We start from the raw sequence: 16,639 nt of genomic DNA, 5'->3' as shown, positions 1-16,639 counted from the left end.
GGAAACCCTACATTTTAATGAGCTTACTCGTTCTAAGTACCTTATTAAGTGCTTGTTCAACTGTAAGTGGCAGCCCAGCAAGTCAAAGTGCGCCCGCACCTGATGAAGTCTTGGCGACAAGTATTGGGACGTATGAAAATCGAACATTGTTGGTTCCAGATGGTCGTTTAGCCTTAACTGCCTTGCATAAAGGAAAAGATTATCAAGGTAAACCAATGTTTTATGTCCTGTTTGAATTAACCAATACAACCGAAAAAACACAAAATATTCAGCTAATGATTCAAAGTTTTATGGAAGTTAGTCAAACTGTCCACGGAAAAGCCCAAAATTTACAATATGCAGTCTTAACAGATTCACCTTTCCAAGACAAATTAGATCGTTTAGCAGATGAAATCAATCCTGGTGAAACAATCCAAGGTGCTTACCCGTATGAATTTATTAATGAGAATAAGCCGGTCCATTTTAAATTTAGAGATCGCCTTCTCAGTCTGGATGAACCCATTGCATCAGAAGAAATTACCATTACAGAAAAAAGTTTGGTCCGCTAGCTTAGCTAGCATTGGACCAAACTTTTTATTTATTATTCAGACGGAAAAGATTCTCCTTCTATAAAACGTGTGTAAATGTGTTCGCTCTCAGCAAGTTCTCCCCGCATTAAATGAATAATTTTCTCTGCAGCCACCATGCCCCATCGATGTTTAGAATAGGCAATTGTTGCTAATCGCGGTTGCACAAACGCACCTAGTTCAGAATTATCAAAACCAATCATCCGAATGTCTTTCCCCATTTGGTAATTTGTTTCTGCAACATATTTATAGACACCGATCGCCATTTCATCATTAAAAGCAAAAACATCGACTGGTTCTGTCTGTGGTTGACTCAAAATTTTTTTAGCAGCCGCATAGCCAGAAGGTTCGGTAAAATCGCCTTGGATAATTTCATAAAGTATCCCAAAACGAGTTAATTCTCGTGTACTAACAGCCAATCTTTCTTGGCTATCATAACCTTTTTCTGGTCCAGAAAGCAGAAGAACTTTTTTTGAACCCACATTGACAAATTGCTCAATTGCCTGCGTGGCACCGCCACGATTATCCAAGAGAACTTGCCGAATATTCCTATGCTCAGTGGTTCGATCAAGGACAACGATCGAATGGCCTCGTTCAGCAAACTTTTCAATTTCTTTTGTTGGAAATGTCCAATCTAAAATAATTGCCCCATCCACCATTTTTTCAGGAATGAAAAGATGTGACTTTTTACCGCTGCAGACAATCATCTCATAATCAAACAGTGCTAAGCCTTTCTTAATTCCCTCCAACAATTCACCATAAAAACTACCGCCATAATCGGCCAAATAGACACCAATAATATTGGTTTGACGACGTTTTAATGTGCGAGCGGCCATGTTAGGAACATAGTTTAGCTCTTCAGCAATTGCTTGGATGCGCGTTCGTGTTTCTTCAGTTACCTTTGAACTACCATTCAATGCGTAAGAAACGGTCGAGATTGATACACCTGCTTTTTTTGCAATATCTTTAATTCCTACCATGGACTACTCTCCTTTCTAATGGTAAATTTCAATAACACTTGCTTCATTTAATAATGAAAGCACCTCGTCTTTTTGAACTTCCATTCCCCCTTCTCGATAAGGGTTTTCTTCAAATTTAAACGGAACCTCTTGACCATCGATAACTATTTTCGCTGACTGATTCGGGTAAAATTTATATGTGACAGGTTTATCAAACAATTGGTAAGTTAGTGTTAAACCAGACAATTTTTCTGGTAACATGGGATCAAAAACCACGCTTTGTGCCTTTTGCCGAATCCCTAAAACAGCTGTAATTAATTGATTTAAATAAATTCCCGGCCCGCTTGAATAAATTCGCCAGCCACCTTTTACCCCAATACTTCCATCTTTTAGTTTACCAAAATTTTCTTGTGATTCATACCTTGTTTTAAAATCGCCATCGGAACTACTAAAATAGGCATTGGCTTGACGTAACTCTGCATTGTGAACCACTTCTTTTAATTGAACTGGATTGATTTGCATTAATGCTTGCCAGGTTTTGTCTCGCTGACCAATTTTCGCCATCGCTTCTGTATAGCGAATGTGCGCATGAACATACTGTAAACCAATTTCGCGACCAAAATTAGCCGCCTGTTCTGCTCGTTTAAAATTAGTGCTCACACCGCCTCGATAGTTCGCTGGTTTGTTCATTAAACGCACGCCATCAGGAAACGTTAATTCTTTTTCAATAATTTCTAAATGATGACTTACTTGTTCCGGTGTTAATAATTCAGCTAACATACTACGAGTCATTGGCAATAATCGATATTGAATCCCTGTTTTTTGATCATTTGGGTGAATCATTTGTTCAAAAGTTTCTGGCGTTTCCATATAAATAAACCCTGGAATCGTTTCATCCGCCAACATATATTTTTGAAAATCGTTCTTTATTCCTGCGACTAAAATTGCTAAGTGCTGACTATAAGTAGCATCGATTTTCGTAATTAAAGCCGCAAATTTTTTCAACACTTGATACGTTAAGGCAACGGTCCAACTACTAGCCATTTGCTCTTTAAGACGATTATCATAAGGTTGTAACGTGTCATCCCAATCGCCGTCACCATAACAGGATAGAAAAGTTTCTGGTAAAAAATGTTGTTCAATATAATTTATTTCTTTTTTCAAATGTTCAAATAAAGATGCTGTTTCTTTTGTTTTGTGATTATCTTTGCGACTTGTATAAGGGATTTCCGTAGCTAAAATTGAATAATCTGCGGTTTGTTCCAAATAATCAGTCACTACTTTCAATGGCCAGACGATAATATCGCCATGGCTTTCACTGGCTTTTTGTTCTTCGTATCGGTCAAACATAAACCATTGCGGCCAGTTGCCATCGTCCTCAAATTGATTTTCAAATAGATGCTGAATAATGGAGGCCACGATCTTAGGCTGTTGCGTCGCAAAGAAAAATTCTGTCGGTCCTTGCGACACATCTCGTGTGCCCCAAGCTGCTCCACCATACTGTTCTAAGCCATGTGGCGACAAATAATGAACGAGCATATTATGAGTATACCAACGAGTTAATTGATTCATTTGCTGCACACTTGAGTCTGTGTGTGTTAACTCAAAATGATGTAACAAGCCATTAATGAATGCTAAATATTGACTTTCTGCTTTTTCAAAATCTAATGGTGTATTGACTAATGCTTGGTCCTCTATACTGCCCGTAATAAGTAGTGAAAATTTTTGGGTCTTTTCGATTGCCAAGACTAATAAGTCTGCTTCAGCTCCACCAAATAATGTGCTATCGGTTACTTGAAATGATTTATCAACTGTCAATGCATAGGTTAGTTCTGGGTAATAATTTTCTGTAGCAGAATGATTTCCCGTCACTCGAAGTGTTTTGCCAGCTTGTTCTAATTGATAGGTTGGGACTTCTTCCGGTCCTAATAACAAATGGTTAGAAACAGCCCACATATATGCATCCTTTTGACTGGTCACTTCCAATTGAATCACTCTTGAATCAGGCGAAGTGAAAGTGCGTACACAAATTGTATCCTTTGGCAACTTATAATACCAAGTAGCAGAGTTCAACCCCATTTCAAAAGCAGAAGGCATTGTTAGTAAGCGCCATAAGCCATTCTCTAAAATGTAGATTCGTTGACCAGAGCGTTTCATAACATTTAAAGCGTTTCGGCTATTACTCATTAATTTGTTCATGGTCGTATTTCCTAAAACTACTTGTGAATTGAAAATGCCATACATATACACTGTCGTACTAAGCAAAGGTTCATCAACCGTTAAGCCTTTACCACTTAATAAAATGTGGCCATGCGCTCTTTCCATGGCAATTTCTTTTTCTTGAAGAACAACGTGATGGTAATTTTCCGTGAAAAAGGAATACGTCTGACCTGCTACTTTTTCAATTTGTGTCTGAAGGGGATAAAGTGCGGCCAACTCTTCTTCTGTTAATGGATTTCCTGTGATAGGTTCTCCTAAAAGTTTCGGAGGAGAGTCCTGTGTTTCTTCTAATGAATCGAATGTCACAGTTTCATAAATAGCTTGTAAGTCTTCTTTCGATAAAAAAGGTTCAGCTAATGCTTGCGGATGTGTTTCTGTTACCGCACCATAAAAAACAAATTCCTTACTTTCATTCGTTAATTGGACGGCTTCCGTTTGTAAAGCGGTGTAAGCAAATTCATATTGATAGACTTCATTTGCTAAATATCTTTTCCTCAATGCTTCTGGTGTGTTCGTTTGTTTAAATGAACGTCCAAAAAATTGATAGCCGTCCGTTGAGTAGCCTGCTAATTTTTGAAAACTCCCTTGAATAAGGGCTGGAAACTTCTCATTTTGCGGTTGATTTTGTCTTGATAAAACAACAAGCTCTTCGCCCTCTTGCCAAATGTGATGATCAAGATACTGCGACACATACGCTTCATTTGACTGAACGGCTCCTTTTGTCGCTAAGCCAATATCTTGACCATAAACAATATCTACTAAGCCAGTTCCAGTGACATTAACCCGCCAGAACCATTGATTGCTTGGCCCCAAACGAAAGTCAACTTGGTAACGAACCGCTTCAAATTCACCCCGCCATGTCAATTGATTATCTGAAAGATAAAAATCACTTTGACTGTTGGAACCAATCATTGGTCGATAATTAATTGTGTCCCCTGTAATTATCCGCAAATAGAGTTGGTTCATACTGCCGTCTAAAGGATTACCTTCTAATTGATTAATCATCATGCCACAGCTATTCAATTCTTTTAAATCACCTGTCTCTAGAAATGTAGCGACTGTGTCTGCTTGCTTAAGCTTCTTTATCTGCATAACTTATCCTTCCCATCTTATTCATTTAACGTGACTGTTGCGGTTTGTACATCGCGACTATTTCCACCAATCATTACGATAAATTCACCTGCATCACTGGTTACCTGATTGTCTGAATGAACATAGCGCACCATATCCTCTGAAAGAAGAAACTGAACTTCTTTTTCTTCCTTTGGTTCCAGCCAAACTTTTTGGAAATCTTTTAACTCTTTAATTGGGCGAACCACTTGTCCCACCAAATCACGTACATAAAATTGCACGGTTTCCTCTCCAGCGATTGGACTGTCATTTCTTACTAAAACAGAGACCGTGACTGGTTGTTCTTTGGTAAATGTTAATGCACTTAGTTGAATTGGTTGATAAGAGAAATGACTATAACTTAAGCCAAATCCAAAGGGATATTTAGCGTAATTAGAGACATCTAAATATTTAGAAACATATTTTTCTTCTGGTGCTGACTCATAAGGACGCCCAGTATTGTCGACATTGTAAAAAATTGGCACTTGACCAACCGTTTCTGGAAACGACATACTTAAACGACCACTTGGATTGTACTGTCCCCACAAAATTTCTGCTAGCGCATTGCCCCCTTCTGTTCCAGGTTGCCAAGCTTGCACAATTCCTTTTGCAACATCTATCCCTTGTAAATCTAAGGGCCGGCCACTGTAGACCGTGACAACAACATTGGGATTTTTCTCAATAATTTGTGCCACTACTGCTAATTGTTTTTCGGGTAGACGAATATCACTGCGACTGGCAGCTTCCCCACTCATCCAATCTGTTTCGCCTAGTGCCACTACTACTTTATCTGCTTGACTAGCTAACGTTAAAGCCTCTTCAATGGCCGCCGCGGTCGGTTCAAAGTAATCAAAGTGTTCTTGGGCAACTAGAAGATTTGTGGTTAATTTTTGGGCACCAGCCACGAGGGAAATGGCTTCTTCTTTCTTTCCTTGCCATGACCAAGCCCCTAAAATATCTTGTGATTGGGCCCCTGGACCGACAAGCGCGATTTTTTCTTGCGGTGTAAAAGGCAAAATATTTTCATTTTTTAAAAGAACCATTGATTTTTGAGCAATCTTTTTAGCTATTTCTCGATGCTCTTTGCTTAAAATCACTTCTGCTTCCGCTTGTTCATCCGCACCACGATAGGGATTTTCAAATAAGCCTAGCTCATTTTTTAGTTTTAAAATTCGCATAACTGCTTCATCAATAAGTGTTTCAGCAATCCGGCCTTCTTCAAGTAATTCTTTTAAATAATCTGGATAACACGTGGTCATCATTTCAATATCTACACCAGCTTTGATAGCCAATTCTGCTGCCTCTTTTTCATCTTTGGCAACGCCATGAGGAATTAATTCTTTAATCGCTCCCCAGTCTGAAATCACAACTCCTTCAAAGCCAAATTCATTTCGTAATACGTCTCTAAACAGCCATTGGTTGCCTGTAGCAGGAATCCCATCCACTGTATTGAAGGACGTCATAACAAGTTTTGCACCCGCATTTAATCCAGCTTTATAGCCAGGTAAATACATTTCTCTTAGCTGCCGTTCAGACATATCTACCGTATTATAATCCCGACCAGCTAAGGCACCACCATATGCCGCAAAGTGCTTCACGCACGCGGCTACTCGCCAATTGTCTTCTTTTAAATTTTCTCCTTGGTAACCTCTAACCATTGCAGCAGCTAAGCGGCTGTTGAGTAATGGATCTTCACCTGTTGACTCCATGACACGTCCCCAACGTGGATCGCGCACTAAATCAACCATTGGCGAAAAGGTTACATGTAATCCTGAAACAGCAGCTTCTTTTGCTGAAATCTCCGCCATTTTTTCAACTGCTGCTTCATCCCAAGTGCTTCCTAAAGCCAAAGGAATCGGAAAGATGGTTCTGAAACCATGAATAATATCCGCCATTAAAAGTGTTGGAATATTTAAGCGATGATTTTGCATATATTCTTTTTGAACACGTTTCGCTTCATTTGCACCGGAAACACCCAGTGTTGTCCCCGCCGTATCAATCGTTTCTTGACTTAGTCCTAGCTCTGACATAGGGCCGGTCTTTTCTTCTGCTTTATCTGAATAAAACGCTGCTGCTAATTGTAATAATTGATTAATTTTCTCATCAATTGTCATTTCTTCGACTAATTGAATCAGTTGATTTTCTTTCATACTCTCACCTTTCTTCAATACATACTTCTGCTTCTAAAGGAAAATGGTCGGAGGGAAAACGTCCATCGATACTATCTGTTAAACTTGCGGTTTGCTGTACTTGCCAACCTTTTACATAAATATAATCAATTTCTTCTAATTCCGCCCAAGGTTTTGTGTAAGTAAAATTTTGAAATGTTCCTCTTGGGCCATAATGAGTAGCTAAATTTTTGCTATCTTGAAATTTTTTTTGAACAAGTTGATGAACTGCTTCCTCCGACTCTGCATTAAAATCGCCCATTAATAAAGTTGGATACTGTGCAATTTTGTCATGTAACTCCTCTAAGATAACGGTCATTCCTGCTAAACGAGCATGAGCTGAAATATGATCCAAATGAACATTGATGACTAAAAAAGGCGTATTTTGAGTCGTTTCCTTAAATAGTCCCCACAAAGCAATTCTTGGACAGCCAGCTTCAGGATGGATACTTGGCTGCTGAGGTGTTTCAGATAACCAAAAATACCCTGTATCAATAGCCTGAACTTTTTGTTCGTTATAGAGAATCGCTAGTCCTTCTCCTTGACCATCCCCTTCTCTTTCCGCAGAAAGACAGGTGAATGTTGTATACGCCTTTAAATCCCTGACTTGATTCGGTCGTACTTCTTGAATACAACAAAGGCTCCAATCATGAAAATTGATTAACTGACAAACAGCCTCTTTACGAAAAGACCATTGCCAATCTTGGTCATACTCTGTATCTACCCGGACATTATACGTAGCTATTTTCATTTTTAACCTCCTGCAATAGTTGTTGAATTTGACGCATCTCACGACGGATCTGGGTTGTTTCACCGCCACCATGGCCTTTTTTCCAATACACTCTGACTGCTTTTCTTGCCTTTATCTGATGATAAGAAGGGAAAAAATCTTTCATTGGACATATCGGATCGTGACTCCCAACAGAAGCAAAGACTGGATTTTTAATTTGCGAAACAAAGTGACGACTATCAAAATAAGGAAGAACCGCGGCAATTTTTTCATGCGCTTGAGGATGCTCTTGTAAGTACTGATGAATAATTTGATACGAACCCGTTCCTTCTGCTACTCGATTTTCTAAACAAGAATGACTTGGAACATCTGCAAAAGTAGCTAAAATCGGGAAGTCGACTAAACTGTTCACCATTAACACTACGCCACCCCCTTGGGAACCACCACGAAGAATGATTTGGTCCTGATTAATTTCAGTAAAGGTCCGCACCACTTCTACGCTACGTAAATGGTCGGCAAACAAGCGGCGTTGGTACCAATCTTCTTTGTCTAGAAATCCTCGTCCCATTGGTGCTTCATGCCAAATTGTTTGATATGGCACGCGATCTCTGGTTAATCCCCCTTGACCTCGATTATCAATGACAAAACAAGCACAACCAATTTGTGTCCAATGAGCAAATTGCCAAGGTTCTTGAATATGATTCATATAGCCTAAACAGTCAATCACTATTGGCTGTTTTCCCGCCGTTTTAGGAAGTAACAAATAGCCAAAGATGCGCTCACCTAGGAAACTTAAAAAGTCGACCTGTTCCACTTGAACATTCTCCAATGGATAGTCAATGACCCGCCGATGTATATCTAGCGGTATTTTTTGAAGTTCTTCCTTAGTCTTTTCCCAAAACTCAAAATACTCATTCATGTTCCACACCTAACACTTTCTGAAAAAACGCAACTTGAAGAAAAGCCGTTGTCCCGAATCCTAACGCAATATATAAAAACAAATTAAGCTTATAGAAAAAAACAAACGTTAAAAGAGGTAAAATAAACAAAATAATCGCATTGGCACTATTACTTAAGACCACATAAACCGTCTCACCTAGTGTCTTTTTAACGGACCAATTAAAAACGGAAAAGAGAAAAAGAAAACTCGTCAAAAATAATGCAACAAAACTTAATAGAAAAATAGCTAAGAAACCTAAACTAGTGGCTATTTTAAATAAACTTGTTACGACAATACCGCCCAGTAAAAAAGCAACGAACAAGACACCTGTTAAAATAAAACCTCGCATGATATTATTTTTTAACGCTGTCCAAAACGTTCGCAAAACAGGAATATCTTTTTCACGATACAAACGATAGATCGTTCGATACAACGCAATTAAGCCGACACCGCTAAAGATGCCTGTTATACAGGTAATTAAAAAGAGAAAATTAATAATGATCAAGTTGGCAATAAAAGAAAAAATCCGATAATACCAACCTTCATATGCAAATAGCTTATTCATATTAAAAGAGAAAAGCGGATTTCTCGTTGCTTTATCCGCTTTTCTCTCCTCCTCTCTTACTTAAGTTTGTCTCTGTTTTCTGCCATTTTCTCAGATTTTATTTTTTCAATTGCATCCCATTTATTTGATTTTAAGAATGCTTTGTAGTCTTCTAAAGATTTGTCAAAGGCTTTATCATCTTTCGCACGAATCATTGAAATAACGGTTGTATTTAGTTTGGTTTCAATCGCTTCATTCGCCCGAGCTTCCGGTGTTCCTGCATCTGGATTAATATTTTCAATTACAAAATGTGGGACTAATTTTCCTTTGCCCCATTCTTGCATTTGCGTTAAGGCACTTTCCATTGGCACTTTTAGTTTATTAACACGGTCATTGTTAAAGTATAGGAAACGACTAATGCCATATTTTTTGTTGTAGGCATCATTGTCTGTTTGTTCTAATTTTTTCACTTCTGGTAAATAATCAATTTTCCCTTGATCATTGTACGCATAAGTTACTCCTTCAACGCCATATTTTGTTAAAATTTGTCCCGGTTCATCAATTAAATATGTGAATAGTTGAGTGACTTTCGCTGGATCTTTCGCATCTTTCGTAATGTAATTACTTAACCAACCTGAAATGCCGGTTTGATTTAATGTTGGTTTTCGGCCAGAAGTGCTACTTGGTCCATCAATGGCTATATAACGTGTGCCAGATTTTTTCATAAATTCTGTAAAGTTCCCACCTTGACCACTGGTTCCAGCAACGAGCATGGTTGCATAATTTCCTTGTTTCACTTTTTCATCAAACGTCGCCCCATCATCTGTGAAGCTATCATCACTAATATTGCCTGCTCGGTAAACATCATTAAATGTTTTTAACCATTCTAAATATTCTTTATCTAAATTTCGATCATAGTATTTACCATTTTTATCCTCTAAAGGAACACCTAAGAAGTCTTGTAATTTGTCTAAAAATGGTCCTGCACCATCGCCCACTGTGGTGAAGCCCATTGGGGTCATCTCAGGATATTTTTCTTTAATCTGTTGCATGACTTTTTCAAAATTTTCTGGTGTTGAAACGTCTGGCTTGCCTAATGCATTATAGACATCTTCACGAATAACAAAATTATCATTTACTGGGATATTTCCACTTTCATAATCCGCTTTTGTATTAGAGTAATTAGGGTAACCATATGTTTTTCCATCCTCTAAGGCATACCATTTAAACGTATCTTGGTTAACAACTTTCATTAAATAGGGGTCATATTTTTTAGCTAAATCGTTTAAAGAATAGGCCCAAGAATCTGCTTTCAATGCTGCTTGTCCAGTTTTTTCAGTTAATGTCACGATATCAGGCATATCTCCACTTGAAATCATGGCATTTAATTTTGAATCATCGCCGGAAATAAATTCAATATCCACATTTAAATCTTTTTTAATCTGCGCAGTGGTCACATCTTTTCCAAAAGGCAATGCCGTCCAATCTGAGTTAATATACCATTTAATCTTGGTCGGTTCTTTCTTCTTATCTAACTTCCAAGCAGGCGTCTTTTCATCTAATTCATACCGATCCTTAATTGAGACATCTGAGCTAGCTTTCTTTTCCCCACCGCTACATGCCGCTAAACTAACGACCGCCGTTGCCACCAATAAACCGCCTAAAACTTTTTTCATATTGTTCCCTACTTTCTTTATTCTTTTACTGCACCGGCCATCATACCGCCGATAAAGTGTTTTTGTAGTAATGGATAAATGATTAAAATTGGTATCGTTGTAATGACAATTGTTGCCAGCTGAACACCACGTGTCGTTGCCTGCACCACCATATCTGTACTGCCGCTCTCTGTCATGGTACTCAAGTTTGATTGAACAATAATTTCATAAATTTTCATCTGCAATGGATACAGATATTCTTTGGTAATGTATAATTTCGTGGTCATAAAGTCATTCCATTGACCAACCCCATTAAATAAAATAATGGTGGCTAATGCCGGTTTTGTTAAAGGTAAAAAGATTTTATAAAAAATTTGAAATTCACTGGCGCCGTCTATTTTGGCGGATTCTTCTAAAGATGGTGGAATTTCTCGGAAAAAGTTCATTAAGATAACTACATCATAATAGCTAAATAAAGCTGGAATGATATATACCCAGAAGGTATCTAAGAGTCCTAATGACTTAATCAAAAGATACGTGGGAATCATGCCCCCACCAAAGTACATTGTAATAACACCCATCGTTGTATAAATGTTACGCCCGACTAGTCTAGTTTTACTAAGTCCATAGGCGACAATTGCACAGAACAGTGTATGCGTCGACGCACCAATAACTGTTTTTAAAACAGAAATCAAAAACGCTCGCGGAATGCTACTATCCGAAAAAACTTTCCGATAATTTTCTAGCGTAAATCCTTTCGGCCATAAAACCAAGCCTTTACCAGCTAAACCCGAACTTGACGAAACTGAGGAAACTAAAATATTCCAAATTGGTACGATAATTAATAAAGAAAACAACACAAGAATTAACGTATTGAAAAAGTAAAACCATTTGTTTTCTTTTGATTTTCTTTTAATCACAGCTGTTGCCTCCTTTATAAAATAACCGACCGACCATTGTTCATTTTTCTAGTAATGCGATCTGTAATGACTAATAAAACAATTGAAATAACGGAAATACCTAAACCAACTGCCGTCGCATAAGAAAAGTCCCCTTGCGTTAGCCCCATACGATAAACAAATGAATTAATTACTTCTGATTTGTTTTGGTTTTGAGCATTCATTAAAACCAACGTTTGATCTAAGTTCGATCCCAATAAACCGCTAACATTTAGAATTAAGTTCAACGAAATAATCGGCGCTAATAAGGGCAAAGTAATCGTTCGGATTTGTGTTAATTTTGAAGCACCATCAATTCTCGCCGCTTCATAAAACGTTGGATCAATGCGAGACATGCCAGCAAGATAGAGAATCGTGCCCCAACCTACTTCTTTCCACAAATCAGAAAGAACAGCAATCCACCAATACTTATCAGGATCTAACAAATGATTGACGCCCTGATTCATTAAGCCTAACGACATCATGACTTGGTTGATAAAGCCATTTGTTGAAAGCCACGAAATCAACATCCCGCCTAAAACGATCCAAGAAAAAAAGTGCGGAATATAAGAAATCGTCTGAATCACTTTTTTTAAATGTCCATCTCTCATTTCAAAAATCATTACTGCTAAGATAATCGGAATAGCGAATCCTAAAAAAAGTTTCATTAAACTAATCGCTAAGGTATTACGAACTGCTTCCCAAAAAAAACTATCTTCCATAATGATTCGAAAATTTTCAAGTCCAACCCATGGTGCAGAAGAAACCGTATCAACAATCGTATAATTTTTAAAAGCAATGATAATTCCATAAATTGGAATGTAGTTAAAGACAATCATGAATGCTACACCCGGAAGTACCATCCAATGCAATTGCCGCTGATCATAAAACTTTTTTAGTTTTTTCATAAGCAGGGTTCCTTTCTTTTTAGTGAAACGTTTCTACAAACAGATTATACATTCACTTCAAACAGTTGTAAACCCTTACATTATGGTTTTATTTAAAAATAACAGCATTAAAAAGCGCTATAGACCATTTATAAAGAAATTATTTTCCCTGCTTCTTTTTCCATAAAAATACTCTTTTCTAGATATTTTAAAGCATTTTATAGAAACGTTTCACCAAAATATGAACATCTTTTTCTTAAAAATAATTCTGTTAAATAACAGAAAAAAGTCTGGTCAATCCGACCAGACTTTTTAAATATAGATAGTAAAATGTGTAATTTCAGGGATCACTCCAAAACGGGCATGAATGGCGGTCGTTCCTAAGCCTGTATTAACATATAGTTGCGTTTCTTGGTCCAACTGATACAATCCTCTGGTATACTTTTCTGCTAAAACATTTGTGATTGGATAAAAAGGAATCCAAATTTGTCCGCCATGGCTATGTCCTGCTAAAACTAACTGTGTACCCGTACCAATAAATGCATCCGCGACATCTGGTTCATGGGTCATTAATAACGCATAGTCATACGTTTCTCGATAGGATAATGTTTCTGAAACGGAAGGATTTCCTAATAACGAGTCATCTAAACCACCAATAAAAAGACGGCGTCCATCTGCTAGGGTTACTGTTTCTCCTTGGTTTTTCATAACGGTAAAGCCACTGGCCTCCATGACTTCATCATACACCCCAGAAGCACCGCCACCATAATCATGATTTCCCCAAACTGCATATTTTCCAATTGTCGCTTGCAACTGTTTTAATTTTTCAATCATCGGTTCTTTTTGTTGCGGATTTTTGGCATAATTGTCAAATAAATCACCTGTAAAAACGATAATATCTGGTTTTTCACGATTGACTTTTTTTATGACTTTATCTAACCGCTTCGTCTCATAAAATTCTGAAACTTGTATATCCGAAAGTTGCACAACATTCAATGGTTCTCGTTGATTTTTCTTTCCCAAAGTCACCTGATTAACGTGAACTAAATTCGGCTCAATCTTCCACGCATAGATTGGGAGTGCGATAATTAAGAAAAAAAATAAGAGCATTATACTTAAACCAATTTTTTTAACCACATCACTCGCTCCTTTCTTTTCTTTGATTTCCGAAGACTTAGTATAGAGAAAAATCTTCTTAACCACAATCTAAAACAGAGGAAATTAAGGCTTTGTTAAACAACCTAAAGAATTTCCACAATCTCTTATCCTTTTCTTAGCTTTTTTATAAAAAAAGCTAGATAATTTCATCTGTCGATGAAATTATCTAGCTAGAACATTCTTCTCTTAATGATGATGTTTTCGAAACGTTTGATAACCAATTAAGCAAAATAAAATCCCCAATAAAATCATTCCAGTTACTGAAAATAAGCCTGCTAACATCTTTCGCATCCTCTCTGTTGCTAAACTTCCTTATTTGTAGTCACTATTTCTTGTTGTAAAATTGGTTGAAATAGACGACGTTCTGCTAATTTTCTTGCTAAAATTGCTTCACTTTTTTTCGTAAAGATACCTAAGTTATGACGCTTGCCTTTCAAAGAGATATAAGCCAGCCATTTCCCAGAAGCGGTCTGGCTCACTCCTTTGTGTCCGCTGCTATTATTTTTGGGGCGTTTACTTTGCAACTTCCCTGGAATTACACCAGCAACTCTTTGTCGGTAATCCTTCTTTTTACGATGACCGCAGCTTTTGGTATGGCCATTCAACAAATTTTCACAGCGAACCCAGCAAGCTTGTCCGCACGAACACAGACAATACGCTTTCATTGTCTGTTGAATACTTTCGATCCGTACCACGACTAATTCATGATAGTTTTTTTTTAACATTGTTTGATAGCGATGGTGCGCACATTTGGTTCGATACCCACGAATTAGTTGTCTTCTTGAAGCTTCTGCATAGCTCCCACAAGAACAGCGACAGGCCCAAACAATTAGCCCTTCTTTTCTTTTTGTCGTTGGTGCTACTACTGTCAACTCACCAAACTTTTGACCAGTTAAATCTTTATAGTTACCTGCTTGTCTCAATTGACTATCCTTCGTATTCTTGTTCTCGCCACATCTCGATTGGGTCTCTCCCATAGTGCTCATTTTTCTGAGTCTCTCCCTTTCTTAGTTCTCTGACTACCTCAGCAAATACTTGCCAATCTTTTGTTTCCGGCAAATGACGCCATGTCAATTGACGACACCGTACTTTCGAACTATAAAAATCGGACAAATACAAATCGGTTTCTAAGGTTAATTTGTGATCAATCATGACATCCATATAATTGAAAGAAGCAATAATTTTTGCAATAAAGCGGTTATAATCCTCCCCACCAGAAAAATCAACAAATACATGAATCGTTTTTTCAATTGCGCAAAAAGACCGATCATTTAACAAACAAAACATAAAATCATAGTATAGATGCACGCGTTCATACATTAAAAATCGTTTTTGATACAGCGACTCTGTCTTTTGTATAAAACCATCTAAGGCGCGATGAATTTGAGGAAACCGCTCTTCAAAGAAACTGCTCTGCTTGGCGGGAATAAATGCAGCCACCGAAAAGTATAGGCGGTCCCAGCGATAACAAATCAACTTTAATTTTTCTTTTGTTTCCACCGTAATTCGCTTTTCAAAGAAAGGAATAACACTATTCATATGATCAATAAATTCGTCTAACATGGTTAACTTATCTGGAAAAACAATCGGACTATCAATGTATTCATTTAAACTTAAAAAAAGAAAAATATATGAAGTCTCTTTGCCAAAATCCTCTTTAAAAAGAGGTGTTTCACTTGTATAGATTTTTTCAAACGCATGCTGTAAACAGCTAGGCACATGAACTTCCGTAAAAGAGTCCACTACATGATCAGAAAATACACGAAAACGTTGGATCGTTAAAAGAATAAATAGTTGTGCGCTTTGATTAAGACTAAACGTTCTTTGATACATCAGTTGTAAATCGTTTATAAATCGTTTAATGCCAGGACTATTTTCCAGCAAAATGTTAGGCAGCCTTTCTTGATTACTTCCATAAAAATAATACAAGCATTGAAAACAAAAACTTCGGATATTTTTCTCTTCTCCAACCAAGCCTGTTGACTTTAATTTAATACGCCAATTAGCTAAAATCAGATTTAGCTTATACGAGAAGGCATAAATTTTGCTTTTGCTCATAAAATGAATTTGAGAAAATTCTTGAATCGTGTGCTTTTGATAGAGGCCCACATCAAGAAGCAACTTGGCCATTAGTGATTGATCAAAATAATATTTTCTTAAGGCTTGATAATCAATTTGCGATAATTTTTGCGCACTAATCAGTCCTTTAGCTGGAAAAAGAATTTGACTCCTTGAAGAAATCTGTGTACATTCATAATTTATTTGACGGCACAACGATTCTAACTTTTGAGTGGATAAATCAAAATATCCATAAAATTCTTCTTTTAATAATGGACCTTCACTATTCATAAAAGTTTGATAAATAAGTAATTTATCTCGGAATTCTTGGTCTAATAATTCATCTAACAAAGTAGTCACATTTTCAACTCCAAACTATCACGCCTTAAGTATCTATTTTTTTAACAAGACGTGAGTGTCAATCTTGCTTATTTTTTCCACAAATTTAAAAATGATTCTTTCAATATTTAGGAATCTTCATAGAAAAGTATTATTTTAACCAAAAAAAGCCCCCTTGCGTCACCAAGGAGGCTTTTTTTGTTATTTTTTTACTTTAAATTTAAAGAAAAGCTGATTTGTTTGACTAATTTTCTGTTTCTTTTCTAGCCTATTCGTCAAAAATGATTGAAACTTTTGGTTCGTCTTCTATACTATCTTCCTATAAAGTTCTTACTCTTTTAAGTATCAGCTTCTGTCAATAAAAGTC

At 37.1% G+C, this 16,639-nt stretch carries 13 protein-coding genes; 1 reads left to right on the top strand and 12 read right to left on the bottom strand.

Annotated features, from left to right (window positions below; translation table 11 throughout):
• The first annotated feature begins 17 nt into the window (after positions 1-17).
• Positions 18-548 carry a DUF5067 domain-containing protein gene (locus IGJ41_RS05515; RefSeq protein WP_002384665.1) on the top strand — a complete coding sequence of 177 codons (531 nt, stop codon included), beginning with the start codon at positions 18-20 and terminating at the stop codon, positions 546-548.
• A gap of 32 nt (positions 549-580) precedes the next feature.
• On the opposite strand, the gene IGJ41_RS05510 is transcribed toward IGJ41_RS05515, so the two are convergent.
• From IGJ41_RS05510 to IGJ41_RS05455, 12 genes are all read right to left on the bottom strand, one after another.
• On the bottom strand, positions 581-1,546 hold the full coding sequence (locus IGJ41_RS05510; RefSeq protein WP_438714041.1) for a LacI family DNA-binding transcriptional regulator: 966 nt from the start codon (positions 1,544-1,546) through the stop codon (positions 581-583).
• Between the two features lie 15 nt (positions 1,547-1,561).
• The gene (locus IGJ41_RS05505; RefSeq protein WP_173963567.1) at positions 1,562-4,837 is read right to left on the bottom strand and encodes a GH36-type glycosyl hydrolase domain-containing protein; all 3,276 of its coding nucleotides are present in this window, start codon (positions 4,835-4,837) and stop codon (positions 1,562-1,564) included.
• A gap of 17 nt (positions 4,838-4,854) precedes the next feature.
• Entirely contained in the window at positions 4,855-7,005 is a 2,151-nt protein-coding gene (locus IGJ41_RS05500) for a glycoside hydrolase family 3 N-terminal domain-containing protein (protein WP_104874236.1), read from the bottom strand.
• Positions 7,006-7,009: 4 nt separating this feature from the next.
• On the bottom strand, positions 7,010-7,774 hold the full coding sequence (locus tag IGJ41_RS05495) for an endonuclease/exonuclease/phosphatase family protein (RefSeq protein WP_010822724.1): 765 nt from the start codon (positions 7,772-7,774) through the stop codon (positions 7,010-7,012).
• On the bottom strand, positions 7,755-8,672 hold the full coding sequence (locus IGJ41_RS05490; RefSeq protein ID WP_104855664.1) for an acetylxylan esterase: 918 nt from the start codon (positions 8,670-8,672) through the stop codon (positions 7,755-7,757). Before IGJ41_RS05490 ends, IGJ41_RS05495 begins: the two co-directional genes overlap by 20 nt.
• Positions 8,665-9,258 carry a DUF624 domain-containing protein gene (locus IGJ41_RS05485; protein ID WP_002357898.1) on the bottom strand — a complete coding sequence of 198 codons (594 nt, stop codon included), beginning with the start codon at positions 9,256-9,258 and terminating at the stop codon, positions 8,665-8,667. Before IGJ41_RS05485 ends, IGJ41_RS05490 begins: the two co-directional genes overlap by 8 nt.
• Positions 9,259-9,314: 56 nt before the next feature.
• The gene (locus tag IGJ41_RS05480) at positions 9,315-10,913 is read right to left on the bottom strand and encodes an ABC transporter substrate-binding protein (RefSeq protein ID WP_002357899.1); all 1,599 of its coding nucleotides are present in this window, start codon (positions 10,911-10,913) and stop codon (positions 9,315-9,317) included.
• 17 nt (positions 10,914-10,930) lie between these two features.
• Positions 10,931-11,812, bottom strand: coding sequence for a carbohydrate ABC transporter permease (locus IGJ41_RS05475; protein ID WP_104855665.1), 882 nt, complete (start codon positions 11,810-11,812; stop codon positions 10,931-10,933).
• A 14-nt stretch (positions 11,813-11,826) separates the two neighbouring features.
• Positions 11,827-12,738: an ABC transporter permease gene (locus tag IGJ41_RS05470; RefSeq protein WP_002382199.1), complete on the bottom strand. Its 912-nt coding sequence runs from the start codon at positions 12,736-12,738 to the stop codon at positions 11,827-11,829.
• Between the two features lie 291 nt (positions 12,739-13,029).
• On the bottom strand, positions 13,030-13,920 hold the full coding sequence (locus IGJ41_RS05465; protein WP_002382198.1) for a metallophosphoesterase: 891 nt from the start codon (positions 13,918-13,920) through the stop codon (positions 13,030-13,032).
• A gap of 257 nt (positions 13,921-14,177) precedes the next feature.
• Positions 14,178-14,852, bottom strand: coding sequence for a hypothetical protein (locus IGJ41_RS05460; RefSeq protein WP_173958662.1), 675 nt, complete (start codon positions 14,850-14,852; stop codon positions 14,178-14,180).
• Positions 14,803-16,293: a helix-turn-helix domain-containing protein gene (locus tag IGJ41_RS05455; protein ID WP_010707664.1), complete on the bottom strand. Its 1,491-nt coding sequence runs from the start codon at positions 16,291-16,293 to the stop codon at positions 14,803-14,805. The genes IGJ41_RS05460 and IGJ41_RS05455 overlap by 50 nt, the downstream gene beginning before the upstream one ends.
• Positions 16,294-16,639 lie beyond the last annotated feature (346 nt).

The organism is Enterococcus sp. DIV1537a (assembly GCF_051712085.1).
Classification (GTDB): Bacteria; Bacillota; Bacilli; order Lactobacillales; family Enterococcaceae; genus Enterococcus; species Enterococcus faecalis.
This window is presented reverse-complemented; position numbering and strand designations above follow the sequence as displayed.